The 16,176-nt window shown below is 61.3% G+C and carries 15 protein-coding genes and 1 pseudogene; 6 read left to right on the forward strand and 10 right to left on the reverse strand.

The genetic code is table 11. The features are described 5' to 3' along the window. Positions 1-87 precede the first annotated feature (87 nt). Both AB4O05_RS11530 and AB4O05_RS11535 read right to left on the reverse strand, forming a co-directional pair. Positions 88-987 carry a polysaccharide deacetylase family protein gene (locus tag AB4O05_RS11530; protein ID WP_460137473.1) on the reverse strand — a complete coding sequence of 300 codons (900 nt, stop codon included), beginning with the start codon at positions 985-987 and terminating at the stop codon, positions 88-90. Between the two features lie 84 nt (positions 988-1,071). Next, positions 1,072-1,164: pseudogene (locus AB4O05_RS11535) on the reverse strand (hypothetical protein); the annotation flags it as partial. Positions 1,165-1,396: 232 nt separating this feature from the next. Between AB4O05_RS11535 and AB4O05_RS11540 the strand changes: the two are divergent. Next, positions 1,397-1,837, forward strand: a complete 441-nt coding sequence (locus tag AB4O05_RS11540) for a hypothetical protein (RefSeq protein WP_460137472.1) — start codon at positions 1,397-1,399, stop codon at positions 1,835-1,837. Positions 1,838-1,915: 78 nt separating this feature from the next. Here the strand turns inward: AB4O05_RS11540 and adeC are convergent, their stop codons facing one another. Genes adeC through AB4O05_RS11555 form a run of 3 tightly spaced genes read right to left on the reverse strand, consistent with a single transcriptional unit; the run spans position 1,916 to position 7,686 of the window. Then, positions 1,916-3,373 carry an AdeC/AdeK/OprM family multidrug efflux complex outer membrane factor gene (adeC, locus tag AB4O05_RS11545; RefSeq protein WP_460137470.1) on the reverse strand — a complete coding sequence of 486 codons (1,458 nt, stop codon included), beginning with the start codon at positions 3,371-3,373 and terminating at the stop codon, positions 1,916-1,918. Further along, positions 3,370-6,531: an efflux RND transporter permease subunit gene (locus AB4O05_RS11550; RefSeq protein WP_460137468.1), complete on the reverse strand. Its 3,162-nt coding sequence runs from the start codon at positions 6,529-6,531 to the stop codon at positions 3,370-3,372. Before AB4O05_RS11550 ends, adeC begins: the two co-directional genes overlap by 4 nt. Positions 6,532-6,534: 3 nt before the next feature. Then, positions 6,535-7,686, reverse strand: coding sequence for an efflux RND transporter periplasmic adaptor subunit (locus AB4O05_RS11555; protein ID WP_460137467.1), 1,152 nt, complete (start codon positions 7,684-7,686; stop codon positions 6,535-6,537). A 286-nt stretch (positions 7,687-7,972) separates the two neighbouring features. Between AB4O05_RS11555 and AB4O05_RS11560 the strand changes: the two genes are divergently transcribed. After that, the gene (locus AB4O05_RS11560; RefSeq protein ID WP_460137466.1) at positions 7,973-8,605 is read left to right on the forward strand and encodes a TetR family transcriptional regulator; all 633 of its coding nucleotides are present in this window, start codon (positions 7,973-7,975) and stop codon (positions 8,603-8,605) included. 296 nt (positions 8,606-8,901) lie between these two features. On the opposite strand, the gene AB4O05_RS11565 is transcribed toward AB4O05_RS11560, so the two are convergent. From AB4O05_RS11565 to AB4O05_RS11575, 3 genes are read right to left on the reverse strand one after another with little or no spacing between them, the layout of a single operon-like run. Then, a complete protein-coding gene (locus AB4O05_RS11565; protein ID WP_460137465.1) occupies positions 8,902-9,957 on the reverse strand; it encodes an alkene reductase in 1,056 nt (351 codons plus the stop codon). Positions 9,958-9,984: 27 nt separating this feature from the next. Then, positions 9,985-11,151, reverse strand: coding sequence for an MFS transporter (locus tag AB4O05_RS11570; RefSeq protein WP_460137464.1), 1,167 nt, complete (start codon positions 11,149-11,151; stop codon positions 9,985-9,987). 13 nt (positions 11,152-11,164) lie between these two features. Next, positions 11,165-11,491, reverse strand: coding sequence for an ArsR/SmtB family transcription factor (locus AB4O05_RS11575; protein ID WP_460137462.1), 327 nt, complete (start codon positions 11,489-11,491; stop codon positions 11,165-11,167). A gap of 154 nt (positions 11,492-11,645) precedes the next feature. Between AB4O05_RS11575 and AB4O05_RS11580 the strand changes: the two genes are divergently transcribed. Further along, positions 11,646-12,233, forward strand: coding sequence for an acyl carrier protein phosphodiesterase (locus tag AB4O05_RS11580; RefSeq protein WP_460137461.1), 588 nt, complete (start codon positions 11,646-11,648; stop codon positions 12,231-12,233). Between the two features lie 78 nt (positions 12,234-12,311). On the opposite strand, the gene AB4O05_RS11585 is transcribed toward AB4O05_RS11580, so the two are convergent. Further along, the gene (locus tag AB4O05_RS11585; protein ID WP_460137460.1) at positions 12,312-13,100 is read right to left on the reverse strand and encodes a lysophospholipid acyltransferase family protein; all 789 of its coding nucleotides are present in this window, start codon (positions 13,098-13,100) and stop codon (positions 12,312-12,314) included. Then, positions 13,100-13,855, reverse strand: a complete 756-nt coding sequence (olsB, locus tag AB4O05_RS11590) for an L-ornithine N(alpha)-acyltransferase (RefSeq protein WP_460137459.1) — start codon at positions 13,853-13,855, stop codon at positions 13,100-13,102. Before olsB ends, AB4O05_RS11585 begins: the two co-directional genes overlap by 1 nt. Positions 13,856-14,039: 184 nt before the next feature. On the opposite strand from olsB, the gene AB4O05_RS11595 reads away from it, so the two are divergent. The 3 genes from AB4O05_RS11595 (at position 14,040) to AB4O05_RS11605 (ending at position 16,176) form a co-directional block, all read left to right on the forward strand. Continuing rightward, a complete protein-coding gene (locus tag AB4O05_RS11595) occupies positions 14,040-15,113 on the forward strand; it encodes a serine hydrolase domain-containing protein (protein WP_460137458.1) in 1,074 nt (357 codons plus the stop codon). Beyond that, entirely contained in the window at positions 15,110-15,424 is a 315-nt protein-coding gene (locus tag AB4O05_RS11600) for an amidase (RefSeq protein ID WP_460137457.1), read from the forward strand. Before AB4O05_RS11595 ends, AB4O05_RS11600 begins: the two co-directional genes overlap by 4 nt. Before the next feature lie 170 nt (positions 15,425-15,594). Beyond that, positions 15,595-16,176, forward strand: a complete 582-nt coding sequence (locus tag AB4O05_RS11605; protein ID WP_460137456.1) for a YceI family protein — start codon at positions 15,595-15,597, stop codon at positions 16,174-16,176.

The following is a 16,176-nucleotide window of genomic DNA, read 5'->3' on the forward strand; positions in this document are numbered from 1 at the left end:
GGGAGTTAACATTCCATTGAGTAGTGCGTCGCGCGGTGTTTGAGGTTCCTGCACGTAATGTAAGTTTCTGTGGGGCTTATCCCCTCTTCAGCGGGCGTCGGCATCCCACACCCAGTTCCATACCCCCGGCAGATGCACCTCTTCGTTCACATTCTTGACCGTGCGCGCCAAGGCGGCGCGCTCCAGTTGGGCTGAGTCGGTGTAGAACGGCTCGGTGGCGGTCTTCAGGCTGTTGACGTGGGCACTGTCCATCAGGATCTGCAGGTATTCCTGCAGATGCCGCGCGGTGTAGCGGTTGATGTCATGGAAGGTCACCACCACCGGTATCACACCGTCTATCGTCGGCAACTCCCCCAGCGCGATGCGTTCGCGCACCACCGACAGTTGCCGGTACAGGTTGGCACGACGCCGTGGGCTGGCATTGAAACCCCAGATCTTGCCGTCATTGGCACTCAAGTCGGTGAGCAACACGTGCATGCCATGGCGCTGGTAGGCGGCGTAGGTGCGGCGGTCGTAGTTCCAGAATGGCGGACGAACCAGGGTCGGCGGTGTGCCGGTGATCGCGGCAATGTCGGCTGCGCCCTGGGTGAGGGTGCGTTCCAGTTCTGCATCGTTCAGCCAGCGGTGGTTGGTATGAAACGCCGTGGCTGTGTGAAAGGCCAGGATGTGCCCGCCTGCGTATTCCCGCTCCATGATCTTGCGGCCGCGCAAACTGCCGCCGGAGCGGGCCGCTTCGGTTTGCAGGAAGAACACCGCCTTGATCCCCGGCAAGACTGGGTTGTCTGCCAGGTCGGCCACCACCGAACGGCTCGGGTTGTTGTAGCCCGAGGCACTGGGGCCGTCATCGAAGGTCAGCAGGAAGCGGATTGGCGCCTGGGCTTGCAGGCGCTGTTCGGTCTGCGGCGTGAGGGCGATGGGCGCGCCAATACAGCCGCTGAGGCTGATGGCCAGGGCAAGCACGGCGGATGCGATGGCAACGGATTTCATGGTGTGCGCAGGCTCGAATGAGAGGCCGCTGCTGGGCGGATCAGCAGCGGCAGGCGCGCACGATACAGTAAGTGCCGCGCCGGTTCACAGCAGACTTATCGGGCAACTGACGATCAACCGGTTTTCATCGAATTCGTTGTTGCTGTAGTCGCTGCGGATGCTGGAATTACGCCAGCGTTCCCTGGGAGAACCCGGACGTGATGTCAGGGATGACACCTTGATCACCGATGCCTTTTTTCAACGGTTTTGCCCCTGAAAGGTTGAAGGGAAAGCAAGGCGCTCAACGCGCCAGCTTCAGGCATACGGGCTCAGGCGTCTACTGTCAGGTATGACAGTAGATGCGCGGGTTTCAAGGGGCTATTTTGGGGGCGGTAACAGTCTATTTGAAACGCTTAAGGGAGAAGAACTGATGGGCACGGAATCGGATACGGAGGCGTCTCGAACCGCCTCGAATGAGTTCAAGGCAGATGTGATTAGGAGCGTGCCGATCAACTTCGATGCCCTCGAGTTGAGCTCCTACATCGAGGGCTACCAGTTACGTATACGCCTGGGGATCATGGACAACCCCGGTTCAAAGAACGAGTTGACGCTTGAGGCCGATAATCTCCCGCTGGAACCCGGTATGAAGTACGACATCGGCCCACCACCTTTCCCCATACAGGCCAGCTTCGGGTTGGAGGGGTACTTGGAATACTTGCCGAAGAGCTATTCGGGCAATTTGAGCGTGAATCACCTTTCTGACGATGGTGCGGGTAAGGCGTCGATCGACGTCAGCTTCTCGATCAAGTGGCAGACAGGCAACGGGGAGGGCATGGAGGTCAAATGCTCAACCCTGCGGCTCAGTACCTGAATACATTTTGATCAAGTGCGGGCACATAAAAAAACCGCCTCCTGTAAAGGAGGCGGTTTTTTGTTTACTGCGCTGCGATCAGAACAACTTCGTCGCTGGCGCTTCTTCTTTCAACGGCTCGTTCTTTGCGGTCTGCTCGTTCCAGCCGCCGCCAAGGGCCTTGTACAGGTTGACCTCGGCGGTCAACTGCGCCAGGCGGTCGGTGATCAGCGATTGCTGGGCACTGAACAATTGGCGCTGGGCGTCGAGGAAGGTCAGGTTGCTGTCGACGCCAATGCGGTAGCGACGCTCGGCCAGGCGGTAGTAATCCTGGTTGGCTGCGACGAAACCGCGTTGGGCATCCAGTTGCTGCTTGTAGGTCTCGCGGGCGGCGAGGCCGTCGGAGACTTCCTGGAAGCCGGTCTGGATCGCCTTCTCGTAGTTGGCCACGTTGATCTCTTTCTGGATCTTCGAGTAGTCCAGGCTGGCGCGCAGGCTACCGGCGTTGAAGATCGGGATGTTGATCTGCGGCGCGAACGACCAGGTCCCCGAACCGCCCTTGAACAGGCCACCCAGGTCCGGGCTCAGGGTGCCGGCATTGGCCGTCAGGCGGATACTCGGGAAAAACGCTGCACGGGCCGCGCCGATGTTCGCGTTAGCCGCTTTGAGGTTGTACTCGGCCTGCATGATGTCGGGACGACGTTGCAGCAGGTCCGATGGCAACCCGGCCGGCACTTCGCTGAGCAGGTTATCCGACAGCGGCCGGCTGGCGATATTCGCCGGCAGGCCGGTACCCAGCAGCAGGGTCAGGCTGTTTTCGTCCTGGGCTACCTGGCGGGTATAACGCGCCAGTGCGACCCGGGCGTTTTCCACCGAGGTGCGCGCCTGGCTCAGGTCGAGGGCAGAGGCCACGCCGACTTCGTTGCTGCGCGAGGTGAGCTTGAAGCTCTGCTCATAGGCACCCAGGGTTTCCTGGGTGAGCTTGAGCAGTTCCTTGTCGGCCTGCCAGGTCAGGTAGGCATTGGCCACGCTGGCCACCAGGCTGATCTGGGTGCTGCGCCGCGCTTCTTCGGTGGCGAAGTACTTTTGCAGCGCTTCTTCGCTCAGGCTGCGCACGCGGCCGAACAGGTCCAGCTCATAAGCGCTGATCCCGAGGGTAGCCGAGTACTGGCTGGTGATGTTCGCTTGGCCGCTTTGCGAAGCGCGCGCCGGTACACGCTGGCGGCTGCCGCTGCCAGTGGCCGACACGGCCGGGAACAGGTCGGCGCGTTGGATGCGGTACTGCGCCGCATAGGCGTCGATGTTCAAGGCCGCGACACGCAGGTCACGGTTGTTCACCAGCGCGGTCTGGATCAGCTGTTGCAGGGCAGGGTCGTGGAAAAACTGCTTCCAGCCCTGCTCGGCAGCGGCCTGGTTCGGCGCCTGGGCCGACGAATACGCCGGGCCCTGCGGGAACTGAGCCGCCACCGGCGCTTCGGGGCGCTGATAGTCAGGAATCAGCGAGCAGCCACTGAGCACGAATGCGGTGACGGCTAGGGAAAGTAGCGACTTGCTCATTGGCCAGCCTCTTTAGGAGTTTCAGAAGTGTGGGGCTTTTTGCGCTCGCCCAGGGAAGACACGGTGGCAAAGAACAACGGTACCCAGAAGATCGCCAGGACAGTGGCCGTGATCATACCGCCGATAACGCCGGTACCGATCGCGTGCTGGCTGCCGGAACCTGCGCCCGAGGAAATCGCCAGCGGCAACACGCCAAGGATGAACGCCATGGAGGTCATGATGATCGGGCGCAGACGCATGCGGGAGGCTTCGATGGCCGATTCGACGATGCCTTTGCCTTGTTCGTGGAGCTCTTTGGCGAACTCCACGATCAGGATGGCGTTTTTCGCCGCCAGGCCCACCGTTACCAACAGGCCCACCTGGAAGAACACGTCGTTGGACAACCCGCGCAGGCTGGTCGCGATCAACGCACCCACTACACCCAGCGGCACGACCAGTACCACCGCAATCGGGATCGACCAGCTTTCGTACAGCGCCGCGAGGCACAGGAACACCACCAGCAGCGACAGGGCGTACAACGCAGGCGCCTGGGAGCCGGACAGGCGTTCTTCGTACGACAGGCCGGTCCAGGCATAGCCCACGCCCGCCGGCAATTGCTTGGCGATGCGCTCGACTTCGGCCATGGCGTCACCGGTACTGTAGCCCGGCGCCGGGGTACCGAGGATTTCCATCGCCGCTACACCGTTATAGCGCGAGAGCTTGGGCGAGCCGAAGATCCACTTGCCCGAGGAAATGGCCGACAGCGGCACCATCTTCCCGGAGCTGCTGCGCACGAACCACTTGTTCAGGTCTTCCGGGGACATCCGGCTGGCGGCCTCACCCTGCACGTACACTTTCTTCACTCGACCACGGTCGATGAAGTCGTTGACGTAGCTGCCACCCAGGGCAATCGCCAGGGTCTGGTTGATGCTCGACAGCGTAATGCCTTGTGCGCTGGCCTTTTCGTCGTCGACCGTGAGCTCATACTGCGGCTCATCGTTCACGCCGTTGGGGCGCACACCGGCCAGGATCTTGCTCTGGGCGGCCATGCCGAGGAACTGGTTACGCGCTTGCATCAGTTTTTCGTGGCCGACACCGCCCTGGTCTTGCAGGAACACGTCGAAACCGGTGGCGTTACCCAGCTCCAGCACCGAAGGCGGCACGATGGCAAATACCATGGCGTCCTTGAAGGCTCCGAAGAAGTAACCCTGGGCACGCTTGGCCACTTCGAAGACCGATTGTGAAGCGTCGCGCTCGCCCCACGGCTTGAGCATCACGAACGCAAGGCCCGAGCTCTGGCCACGGCCGGCGAAGTTGAAGCCGTTAACGGTAAACACCGACTTCACGGCCTTGCCTTCGCCGGGCTCGCCTTCCTTGTCGTTGAGCAGGAAGGCACGCATGTCGTCGACGACTTTTTGCGTACGTTCAGCCGAAGAGCCGACCGGGGTCTGTACCTGGGCAAAGATCACACCCTGGTCTTCCTCGGGCAGGAACGCGCTTGGAATGCGGGTGAACAGCCAGATCATGCCGGCGAAAATGATCAGGTACACCAGGAATGCCGGAAACTTGTGCTTGATCATGTTGCCCACGCCGCGCTCGTAGCTGATCACGCTACGGTCGAAGGTGCGGTTGAACCAGCCAAAGAAACCACGCTTGGGTTGGCCGTGCTTCTCAGGGTCGATCGGCTTGAGCATGGTGGCGCACAAGGCCGGGGTGAAGATCAGGGCAACCAGTACCGACAGCGCCATGGCCGAAACGATGGTGATGGAGAACTGTTTGTAGATCACACCGGTGGAGCCCCCGAAGAACGCCATCGGCAGCAGTACCGCCGACAGGACCAGGGCAATACCCACCAGGGCTCCCTGGATCTGGCCCATGGACTTGACCGTCGCCTCTTTCGGCGACAGGTGCTCCTCGGCCATGACCCGCTCGACGTTCTCCACTACCACGATGGCATCGTCCACCAGCAAACCGATGGCCAGGATCATGCCGAACATGGTCAGGGTGTTGATGGTGAAGCCGAACGCGGCAAGGATGCCGAAGGTCCCCAGCAATACCACCGGTACGGTCATGGTGGTGATGATGGTGGCGCGAAAGTTCTGCAGGAACAGGAACATCACCAGGAACACCAGCACGATCGCTTCGACCAGGGTGTGTACCACGCCGGAGATCGATTCGCTCACAACCGGCGTGGTGTCATACGGCACCACCGCCTTCATGCCTGGCGGGAAGAACGGTTCCAGGGACGCCACGGTGGCGCGGATGGCCTTGGCGGTGTCCAGGGCGTTGGCACCGGACGCCAGCTTGATCGCCATGCCGGATGCCGGCTTGCCGTTGAACTGCGCGCTGATGCTGTAGTTCTGGCCGCCAAGCTCGATACGCGCGACGTCACGCAGGCGCACCTGGGAACCGTCGGTGTTCACCTTCATCAGGATCTTGCCGAACTCTTCTGCGGTTTGCAGGCGGGTCTTGCCAATGATGGTCGCGTTCAGCTGGGTGCCGGGCAGGGCAGGCAGGCCGCCCAGTTGACCGGTGGCCACCTGGACGTTCTGCGCGGCAATGGCCGTACTGACGTCTACCGGCGTCAACTGGTAGTTGTTCAGCTTGGCCGGGTCGAGCCAGATACGCATGGCGTACTGGGAGCCGAACACCTGGAAGTCACCCACGCCCGCGGTACGGGAAATCGGGTCCTGGATGTTGGACACGATATAGTTCGACAGGTCGTCCTTGGTCATGCTGCCGTCTTCCGACACCAGACCGATCACCATCAGGAAGTTTTTTACCGACTTGGTGACGCGGATACCCTGTTGCTGCACTTCCTGCGGCAGCAGTGGGGTGGCAAGGTTCAGCTTGTTCTGCACCTGAACCTGGGCGATGTCCGGGTTGGTACCCTGGTTGAACGTCGCGGTGATGGTCATGCTGCCGTCGGAGTTACTGTCCGAGGCGACATAACGCAGGTTGTCGATACCGTTGAGCTGTTGTTCGATCACCTGCACCACGGTGTCCTGCACGGTTTGTGCGGACGCGCCCGGGTAGGTCACCTGGATGTCGATCGCGGTGGGTGCGATGGCCGGGTATTGGTTGATGGGCAGCTTCAGGATCGACAGTGCCCCGACCAGCATGATCACCAGGGCAATGACCCAGGCGAAAATGGGACGGTCGATAAAAAATTTCGACATGGGTTACTCCCCCTGGCCAGGCGCGGCAGCAGGAGCAGCGGCGGCGGAACCGGCGGGCTTGGCGTTGTCGGCGTCCTTGACCTTGACTTCGATGCCCGGCTTGATGAACTGCAGGCCCTCGGTGATCACGCGATCACCGGCGTTCAGGCCTTTTTCCACCAGCCAGTAGGCGCCGTCAGTGCGGTTGGCCACCAAGGTGCGTTGCTCGACCTTGTTGTCCTTGTTCACCACCAACGCAGTCGGGATGCCCTTGATGTCACGGGTCACGCCTTGCTGGGGTGCCAGGATTGCCTTGCTGTTCACGCCGGCCTGCAATTGGGCGTGTACGAACATGCCGGGCAGCAGGGTGTGGTCAGGGTTGGGGAACACGGCGCGCAGGGTCACCGAACCGGTGGTCTGGTCGACCGACACTTCGGAGAACTCCAGTTTGCCGTCGTGACCGTAGTCGCTGCCGTCTTCCAGGGTCAGCTTGACCTTGGCGGCATTGGCGCCGGCTTTCTCCAGTTGGCCGCTCTCCAGGTCACGGCGCAGTTTCAGCATGTCAGCGGAAGACTGCGTGACGTCGACATAGATCGGGTCCAGTTGCTGGATCACCGCCATGGCGTCGGCCTGGCCATTGCTGACCAGCGCGCCTTCGGTCACCGCGGAACGCCCGATACGCCCGGAAATCGGCGCGAGCACTTTGGTGTAGCGCACATTGATCTGGGCGGTTTGAACGTTTGCTTCGGCAGTCATGCGGTTGGCGACGGCGGTGTCGTACTCCTGGCGGCTGACGGCTTGTTCATCGACCAACTGCTTGTAGCGGTCGGTGATGGACTTGGTCTGGGTCAGGTTGGCCTGTGCGCTTTTCAGGGTGGCTTCATAGACCGACGGGTCGATCTGATAAAGCTGCTGGCCTTCCTTCACGTCCGCGCCTTCCTTGAACAGGCGCTTGAGAATGATGCCGTTGACCTGTGGGCGAACTTCCGCGATGCGGTAGGCCGTGGTGCGGCCTGGCAGCTCGGTGGTCAGGGTATAGGCTTGCGGTTCGATGGTGACCACGCCGACCTGAGGGATTTGAGCGGGCGGAGCCGCTTCTTCCTTTTTACATCCGCTGAGCAGCGATGCCAGGGCGACGGCAGTGACCAGAGCGGTAACAGCTGGCTTAAGTTGCATGAAGATCCTCGGGTCAGGCGCGCGCAGTGCGCACAAGAAGGGTGGAAGGGTAAAAAACAGGTCGTGAGTAGATAAGTAGCTTGCTACGCAATATACTTACGTTCATGGTTGTTTGTAAACTCTTGACAGGTTTGGCGCAATGTTGACAAAGCAACGCCCAAAGCCTCGTTTTCACTACGTTCGTCACCCATGACGGTGGCGTCCCACAAATATTTAGATGATCGGCAACGTCTGTTGAGAACGCGTTGGCGATAGTCTTAAGTGCCCTGATTGAGGTTGTATTGCCATGGTTCGTCGCACCAAAGAGGAAGCTCAGGAAACACGCAGCCAGATTCTCCAAGCCGCCGAGCAAGCCTTTTACGATCGCGGTGTTGCGCGGACTACGCTGGCGGACATCGCCGCGCTGGCCGGTGTGACGCGGGGTGCCATCTACTGGCACTTCAGCAATAAATCCGACCTGCTGCGGGCGTTGCTCGACACCCTGCACGAGCCGCTGGACGAGTTGGCCAGGGCCAGTGAGAGCGAGGACGAACTCGACCCTCTGGGCTGCATGCGCCAGTTGTTGATTCATTTGTTTCACCAAGTGGCCCTGGACCCGAAAACCCGGCGCATCAATGAGATCTTGTTTCATAAGTGCGAATTCACCGATGAAATGTGCGACATGCGCCGCCAGCGCCAAACCCACAGCCTCGAATGCAACCTGCGCATCGGCCTGACACTGCGTAACGCGGTCCATCGTGGGCAACTTCCAGAAAACCTCGACACGACTCGTGGAGCCGTATGCATTCATGCCTACATTAACGGGCTGATTGGCCAGTGGCTGCTGGTACCCGACAGCTTCCAGTTACATCAGGAGGCCGAACGCTGGGTGGATGCTGGGCTCGATATGCTGCGCCTGAGCCCTAGCCTGCGCAATTAAGACAAAATGCGTAATTGCATCAGCTTATGTCAACAGTAAAGCCTAAGGATGATCAATCGTCCTTCTGCTTTATTTGTGGGGGGACTTTATATAGGGGCCGGCGGGCGGTTGATAGGTCGCCGACTTAGTATTTTGTAGCGATTTTGTTGCAAGGCTGTTAAGGATTGTTACCTGGCTGTACAAATACAACATGTGGGAACGGGCTTGCCCGCGAAAGCGGTCTGTCAGCCAAGCTGACTGATTCATCGCATTCGCGGGCAAGCCCGTTCCCACAGTGGGTTGTGCGTCGCAGGCGATTACAGCGCCATCGTCGGGTAGTCGATATAACCCACCGGGCCCTTGCCGTAGAAGGTTTCCGGGTGCGCTTCGTTCAGCGGAGCATCGGCTTTGAGGCGCGCCGGCAAGTCCGGGTTGGCAATGAACGGTATACCGAAGGCCACCGCATCCGCCTTGCCCGCCGCCAGCCAGGCGTTGGCGCTGTCTTTGGTGAAACGTTCGTTGGCGATGTACATGCCGCCGAAGGCTTTTTTCAGTTGTGGGCCCAGGCTGTCCGCGCCTTCTTTTTCGCGCGAGCAGATAAAGGCGATGCCACGCTTGCCCAGTTCACTGGCGACGTAAGTGAAGGTTTCCGCCAGGTTGTCGTCACCCATGTCGTGGGCGTCGGCGCGCGGTGCCAGGTGCACGCCCACGCGGCCGGCGCCCCAGACTTCGATGGCGGCATCGGTCACTTCCAGCAACAGGCGCGCGCGGTTTTCCAGGGAGCCGCCGTAGTTGTCAGTGCGCTTGTTGGTGCTGCTTTGCAGGAACTGATCGAGCAGGTAGCCGTTGGCGCCGTGGATCTCAACACCGTCAAAACCAGCAGCCTTGGCGTTTTCGGCCCCGGTGCGATAAGCATCGACGATGTCGGCGATTTCAGCGGTTTCCAGGGCGCGCGGGGTCGGGAAGTCGGCCAGTGGGCGCACCAGGCTGACGTGGCCTTTGGGCTGGATCGCACTCGGTGCCACCGGGGTGTCGCCGTTCAGGTACGACTCATGGGAGATGCGCCCGACGTGCCACAGTTGCAGGAAGATCTTGCCGCCCGCGCCATGCACGGCCTTGGTGACGTTGGCCCAGCCGCGCACCTGGTCGTTGGACCAGATGCCCGGGGTGTCCGGGTAGCCCACGCCCATTGGCGTCACCGAGGTGGCTTCGCTGAGGATCAGCCCGGCGGAGGCGCGTTGCACGTAGTACTCGGCCATCAGCGCGTTGGGCACGCGACCGTCGTCGGCACGGCAGCGGGTCAGTGGCGCCATGATGATGCGGTTCGACAGTTGCAGGTCGCCCAGTGTGATTGGATCGAAAATAGTCGTCATGGGATAACACCCTTTCAATTGAGTGGATCAGTTGGTCGCAGGGGCCAGATCGGCATCGCCGCTCTGACGGAAAGTAATCAGCGTCACCACCAGCGCCAGGAGCGCCAGGGCCGCCGCAGCCAAAGGCACGCGGGTCAGGCCGAAACCATGGGCAATCACGCTGCCGCCGACCCAGGCGCCGAGGGCGTTGCCGATATTGAAGGCGCCGATGTTCAAGGTGGACACCAGGTTCGGTGCGGCCTTGCCGAAGGTCACCACGTTGATTTGCAACGCAGGGACGGCGGCAAACGAGGCGGTGGCCCACAGGAACAGGGTGATCTCGGTCGGGACCACCGCGACGCTGGTCCAGCTCAGCGCGGTGGACACCACCGCCATGCTGATAAACACACCGACCAGGGTGGCCGCCAGGCGTTTGTCCGCCAGCTTGCCACCGATGATGTTGCCCACGGTCAGGCCCAGGCCGATCAACAGCAGGGTCCAGGTCACGCCCTTGGGCGACACGCCAGTGACATCGCCGAGCAGCGGCGCGACATAGGTGAAGAGGGTGAACATGGAGGCGGCGAACAGTGCGGTCATGCTCAGCGACAACCAGATCCCGGCGCCTTTGAGGGCGGCCAGCTCGGCGCGCATATTGAGTTTTTCTTCGTCACGCTTGGCGGGCAGGAAGCGGATCAGGCCGATCAAGGCGATTACGCCAATCACGGTCACAGCCCAGAAGGTCGAACGCCAGCCGGCTTCCTGGCCCAGCGCCGTACCCAGTGGCACGCCAAGGACGTTGGCCAGGGTCAAACCGGTGAACATCAAGGCCACGGCCGACGCACGCTTGTTGGCCGGCACCAGGTTGGCCGCAACCACCGAACCGATGCCAAAGAAGGCACCGTGGCACAGCGCGGTGACCACACGGGCAACCATCAGCACGTTGTAGTCACTGGCCAGCGCGCAGAGCAGGTTGCCGACAATAAAGATGCCCATCAGCGCTACCAGGGCGGCCTTGCGTGGCAGCTTGGCGGTGGCCAGTGCCATGAACGGTGCGCCAATGGCCACGCCCAGGGCGTAACCGGTGACCAGCCAGCCGGCGCCGGGGATCGACACGCCGAGGTCCGCCGCCACATCGGGCAACAGGCCCATGATGACGAACTCGGTGGTGCCGATGGCGAAGGCGCTCAGGGCCAGGATAAGTAGCGAGAGGGGCATTGTCGTTTCCTCGTTACAACGGGGCGCTGAATTCAGCGCTCAGCTCAGTGATAAGTGCCGCGAGGAAGGCTTGGATCACTTCCTCATTGCGCTTGAAAAAATGCCACTGCCCGGCCTTCTGGCTGCTGATCAAACCCGCCCGCTGCAACGTGGCCAGGTGCGCCGACACGGTCGACTGGGACAAGCCGCAGCGCTGGTCGATCTGCCCGGCGCAGATGCCGTATTCATGGTTGTGCAGTTGCTCGGGGAACTGCACCTTCGGGTCTTTCAGCCAGGTGAGGATGTCTCGTCGTACTGGGTGCGCCAGGGCTTTTATTATTTCGTCGAGGTCGATGGACATGGCAGATGCTCGGTGTCGTAAAGCGTTATATCGCGATGAGGCGAACTTTAAATCGTTGTATTCCGATATACCAATATGATTTTGCTCTGAGAACAGGCTAAATCGGTATATCGGGTTATAACGATACGTTGGCGGAGGTGTTAGACTGCGCGCCATGAATTATCTCGCACATCTGCACCTGGGCGGCCAACTTCCTGCGCAACTGCTGGGCAGCCTGTATGGCGACTTCGTCAAAGGCCGCCTGCAGGGGCAGTTCAGCCCGCAAGTCGAAGCGGCGATCCAGCTGCATCGTTCCATCGACCGCTTCACCGACAGCCATCCGTTGGTCGGCGAGGCGTTGTCGCGCTTCAGCCTGACCCGCAGGCGGTATGCCGGGATCGTCCTCGACGTGTTTTTCGATCATTGCCTGGCGCGGGATTGGGCGCTGTATGCGGACCAGCCGCTGGAGCACTTCACCACGCAGGTGTATCGCGTACTGAAGGCCGAACCTGAGTTGCCAGGGCGGTTGGCACAGATCGCGCCCTATATGGCAGCGGATGATTGGCTGGGTTCATACCGTGAGTTCGCGGTGATGGAGCCGGTGTTGCGGGGGATTTCGCGGCGCCTGACACAGCCTGAGGAATTGGGCCATGCCATGCAGGAGTTGCGCAGGCTATACGAGCCACTCAGTGAAGACTTCAGCGTTTTCTACCCGCTGTTGCAAGACTTCTGTAGGAGCGAGCTTGCTCGCGAAGATCGTTAACGATAACGCAGCGCTATCTGGTAGCCCGTGTCGCCTGTTCGTTTTTCGCGAACAAGTTCGCTCCTACAGCGGCAGCGATCAGGCGGCGATCAATGCGCCACGCGGTTCAGCCGGTTGCACCACTTCACCGAACAACGCCTTCTGCACCGCCTGCTGCGCCTGATACGCCAGCGCCGCGCGCTCCTGCCCGGCGCAGGCGATCGGCTTGAGCACATGGATTTCCACATCGCCCTGGTCGTTGGTAAACAGGCGCATCAGGTGCGACAGCAGATCATCATCACCAATGAACGGCGCCAGCGTGTCCACCTGGCCATCGCGCAGATAACGAATCGCCACCGGTTGCAGCGACACATCCGCGTCAATTGCACTGGCCAACAAGCGCCCGTGGAAGGTCCGCAGGCTGCGCCCATCGGTGGTGGTGCCTTCGGGGAACATCAGCAGTGGGTGCTGTTGCTCCAGATGGCGGGTCATCTGCTTGCGGATCAACTGGCTATCGCCTGAGCCGCGGCGGATAAACAGGCTGCCGGCCTTGGCCGCCAACCAGCCGGCCACCGGCCAGGTGCGCACTTCAGCCTTGGACAAAAACGACATTGGCGCCACTGCGCCCAGCAGCGGAATGTCGGTCCAGGACACGTGATTGCTCACCCACAGCATCGGCTGCGTCGGCAACTCACCGTGCACCGTGACGCGAAAGGGCAGGGCATTGGTCAGCCGCGCCATAAAGAACCGCGACCAGCGCTGGCGGCGCACCATCGAGTTGGCCACGCCCAAACGTTCGAACAGGCCAAACACACTGGCCATGCTCAAGCCCAGCGCCACCACCACCAATACGCGAGCAATGCGCCCGTAGACGCGCAGGCGGCTCATCACATGGCCGCCTTGAAGTGGCGGGCGTAACGCGGGCACAGTTCATCGCGCTTGAGCAGGATGAACACGTCGGCCACCTGGAAATCTTCATCCCAGCACGGCTCGCCGCAGATCTTCGCGCCCAGGCGCATATAGGCCTTGAGCAACGGCGGCATCTCGGCGATGACGTTGGACGGCAGGTCCAGCGCCGGCAGTGGCTTTTTAGGTTCGGCGCGCAGGTGTTCGTTGCACAGGTAGCGTTCGCGCAGGCGCTGCATGATCGCGTGGGCCTGAATGCCGCCGTCATGCATCGGGATGCTCGCGCAACCCATCAGGTAGCTGTAGCTGCCTTCGTTGAGCACTTCGGCCAACTCGCCCCACAACACTGCGATGGTGCCACCGTTGCGGTAGGCCGGGTCGACGCAGGTGCGGCCGATTTCCAGGATCGGGCCCTGCAAGTGCAGCAAGCCATGCAGGCTGAATTCTTCTTCGCTGTAGAACCGGCCCAGGGTGCTGGCGGCCTGGTGGTCGAGCAAACGGGTGGTGGCGACCAATCGACCGCTGTTCAAATCCCGCACGCCGATGTGGCTGCAGTGAACATCATAGTCATCCATGTCCAGGCCGAGTTCCGCGCCTTTCAGCTTGGCGTTGAACTCGCCGCTGAACACGTTGAAACGCAGGGCCTGGGCTTCCTGCAAAGCCTTCGCGCCAATCAGGCGTTCGGCTTGCAGGCGGCGTTCATTGCCGGTGTCGCTGATGCGGGCGATCTGAGTCATGGCGAATCTCCGAGTGCCAGCCACTTTTCGGCCGGTCGACTTGTTTGTCCAAACTCAGGCTATGTAGCCCCGGTGTCATCTCCATGAAGTTATGGTGACGCTTGGATGACAGCCCTCGTGTCGCCAATCTGTCATCAGTCTCGGCTAGGCTCGCGGGCTTGATTGCCCCCTTGAGTTTGCGTCCATGGTCAGAGGCCTGTTGTGTGTTGCCCTGCTGCTTGTCACCGTCACCTCCCGCGCCGAAACCTGGCCTGACAAGGATTGGGCCAAGGGCACGCCACTGTCCGGTCCCGCCGTCGACGCGCTCGACGCCTACGCCTTCCCACCACGTGACGATGCCACCCGCCAGGGCATTCGCACCGATGCGCTGCTGGTGATCCGCGACGGCCAGGTCATCTATGAACGCTACGCCGCGCCCACCACAGCCAGTACGCCGCACCTCACCTGGTCGATCAGCAAGAGCCTGATGGCCACCGTGCTTGGCGTGGCCTACGGCGATAATCGCTTCAAACTCAGCGACCCCGTGGCGCGTTTCTATCCGCCGATGAAACAGCACCCCACAGTGACCATGGCCGACCTGCTGCACTGGGCCTCGGGCCTGGACTGGCAGGAAGACTACGAATACGCCCCGCTGAAATCCTCGGTGGTGGCGATGCTTTACACCCGTGGTCGTAGCGATATGGCCGCGTTCACCGCGGATATGGACGCTTCAAGCGCACCGGGCCAGGTCTTTCGTTACTCCAGTGGCGACAGCAATATATTGTCCGCCGCGCTCAAGGGCATGCTCGGCCACAAGGCCTACATGAGCTACCCATGGGATGCGTTGTTCAAGCCTTTGGGCATTCGCAACGCCACTTGGGAAACCGACGCCGATGAAACCTTTGTCGCCTCGTCCTACGCCTACCTCACCGCCCGCGACCTGGCGCGTGTCGGCCTGCTGATGGCGCGGGAGGGGCGTTGGGGGGAGCAACAATTGCTGCCCAAGGAGTGGGTCGCTTTCAACCTCCAGCCTTTCGCTAAATACAAAACCGGCCAGGACGAAGCCGTTCCCGGCGGCCATTGGTGGCTCAACCAAGGCACCCCAAGACCCTGGCCCGACGCCCCGGCCGACACCTTCGCCGCCCTCGGCCACTGGGGCCAGGCGCTCTACGTGATGCCCGCCGAACACCTGGTGATCGTGCGCTACGGCGACGACCGCGACAGCAGCTACCGCCACAACGAACTGCTCAAGCGCGTGCTCGCGGCGGTGCAACCATGATCCGTCGTCGGCCGTTTACCAGCGTCTTTGTGCTGCTGTTGCTCGCCCTGCTGGGCTGGGTGTGGCACGAGCGCGTCAACCTGCAAGCCTTCCCCGACATCATCGCGGCGTACACTGCCAAGGAATACTGCTCGTGCCGGTACGTGGCGAACAACCCGGCAGAGTATTGCTTGGGGTATGTGAAGCAATACGTGCCGACCAGTGCGTTCAGGGATAGCCCGGAGCGTAGTGAGGTGACGGCGAGTGGGTTGGGGCGTACGCATACGGCAAGGTGGATGGGGGAGCGCCAAGGCTGTCGCCTGACCCCCTGACACACCAAAGATCCCCTGTGGGAGCGGGCTTGCTCGCGAAAGCGGTCTGTCGGTAAAAATGTGCCGACTGGCTCACCGCATTCGCGAGCAAGCCCGCTCCCACATTGGATTTGCGCCTGTTGTGACATTGCGCTTAAGGTTCGTGCAGGTTTTTTGCCCCATGAGTCTTTATGTTCAATGTCAAACCTCTGGTCTTCACGCTGCTGACCTGTGCGGCCGTGCCCGCCCACGCCGACTGGTACCTGGACAACGAATCCTCGCGCCTCTCTTTCGTCACCACCAAAAACACCGAAATGGCCGAAGTGCAGCGCTTCCTGGTGTTGCACGGCAAGGTCGACAGCCAGGGCGCGGCAACGTTGGAAGTGGAGCTGGAGTCGGTCAACAGCGGCATCCCGCTGCGCGATGAGCGCATGCGCAACCAACTGTTCGAGATCAAGACTTTCCCCGAAGCGCAGATCAGCGCGCAGATCAACCTGCAACCGATCAATGACCTGGCTCCCGGTGCGCAATTGGAATTGCGCTTGCCATTGAGCGTGACTTTGCATGGCAAGACCCACACCTACAGCGCCGAGCTGTTGGCCACGCGCCTGGATGACCGGCGTTTCCAGGTGGTGACCCTGGAGCCGCTGGTGTTGCATGCCGAGGATTTTGACCTGGCGCCGGGGGTGGCGGCGTTGCGCCAGGCGGCGGGGCTCAAGTCGATCAGTTTGTCGGTGCCGGTGGGTGCGGTGCTGATTTTTACGGCGCGCTGA

It is taken from the genome of Pseudomonas sp. S1_G07, from assembly GCF_054668565.1.

Coding starts and splice junctions, on each gene's coding strand:
- AB4O05_RS11530 (WP_460137473.1), bottom strand. CDS start 987: ATGAAATCCGTTGCCATCGCATCCGCCGTGCTTGCCCTGGCCATCAGC.
- AB4O05_RS11540 (WP_460137472.1), top strand. CDS start 1,397: ATGGGCACGGAATCGGATACGGAGGCGTCTCGAACCGCCTCGAATGAG.
- adeC (WP_460137470.1), bottom strand. CDS start 3,373: ATGAGCAAGTCGCTACTTTCCCTAGCCGTCACCGCATTCGTGCTCAGT.
- AB4O05_RS11550 (WP_460137468.1), bottom strand. CDS start 6,531: ATGTCGAAATTTTTTATCGACCGTCCCATTTTCGCCTGGGTCATTGCC.
- AB4O05_RS11555 (WP_460137467.1), bottom strand. CDS start 7,686: ATGCAACTTAAGCCAGCTGTTACCGCTCTGGTCACTGCCGTCGCCCTG.
- AB4O05_RS11560 (WP_460137466.1), top strand. CDS start 7,973: ATGGTTCGTCGCACCAAAGAGGAAGCTCAGGAAACACGCAGCCAGATT.
- AB4O05_RS11565 (WP_460137465.1), bottom strand. CDS start 9,957: ATGACGACTATTTTCGATCCAATCACACTGGGCGACCTGCAACTGTCG.
- AB4O05_RS11570 (WP_460137464.1), bottom strand. CDS start 11,151: ATGCCCCTCTCGCTACTTATCCTGGCCCTGAGCGCCTTCGCCATCGGC.
- AB4O05_RS11575 (WP_460137462.1), bottom strand. CDS start 11,491: ATGTCCATCGACCTCGACGAAATAATAAAAGCCCTGGCGCACCCAGTA.
- AB4O05_RS11580 (WP_460137461.1), top strand. CDS start 11,646: ATGAATTATCTCGCACATCTGCACCTGGGCGGCCAACTTCCTGCGCAA.
- AB4O05_RS11585 (WP_460137460.1), bottom strand. CDS start 13,100: ATGAGCCGCCTGCGCGTCTACGGGCGCATTGCTCGCGTATTGGTGGTG.
- olsB (WP_460137459.1), bottom strand. CDS start 13,855: ATGACTCAGATCGCCCGCATCAGCGACACCGGCAATGAACGCCGCCTG.
- AB4O05_RS11595 (WP_460137458.1), top strand. CDS start 14,040: ATGGTCAGAGGCCTGTTGTGTGTTGCCCTGCTGCTTGTCACCGTCACC.
- AB4O05_RS11600 (WP_460137457.1), top strand. CDS start 15,110: ATGATCCGTCGTCGGCCGTTTACCAGCGTCTTTGTGCTGCTGTTGCTC.
- AB4O05_RS11605 (WP_460137456.1), top strand. CDS start 15,595: ATGTTCAATGTCAAACCTCTGGTCTTCACGCTGCTGACCTGTGCGGCC.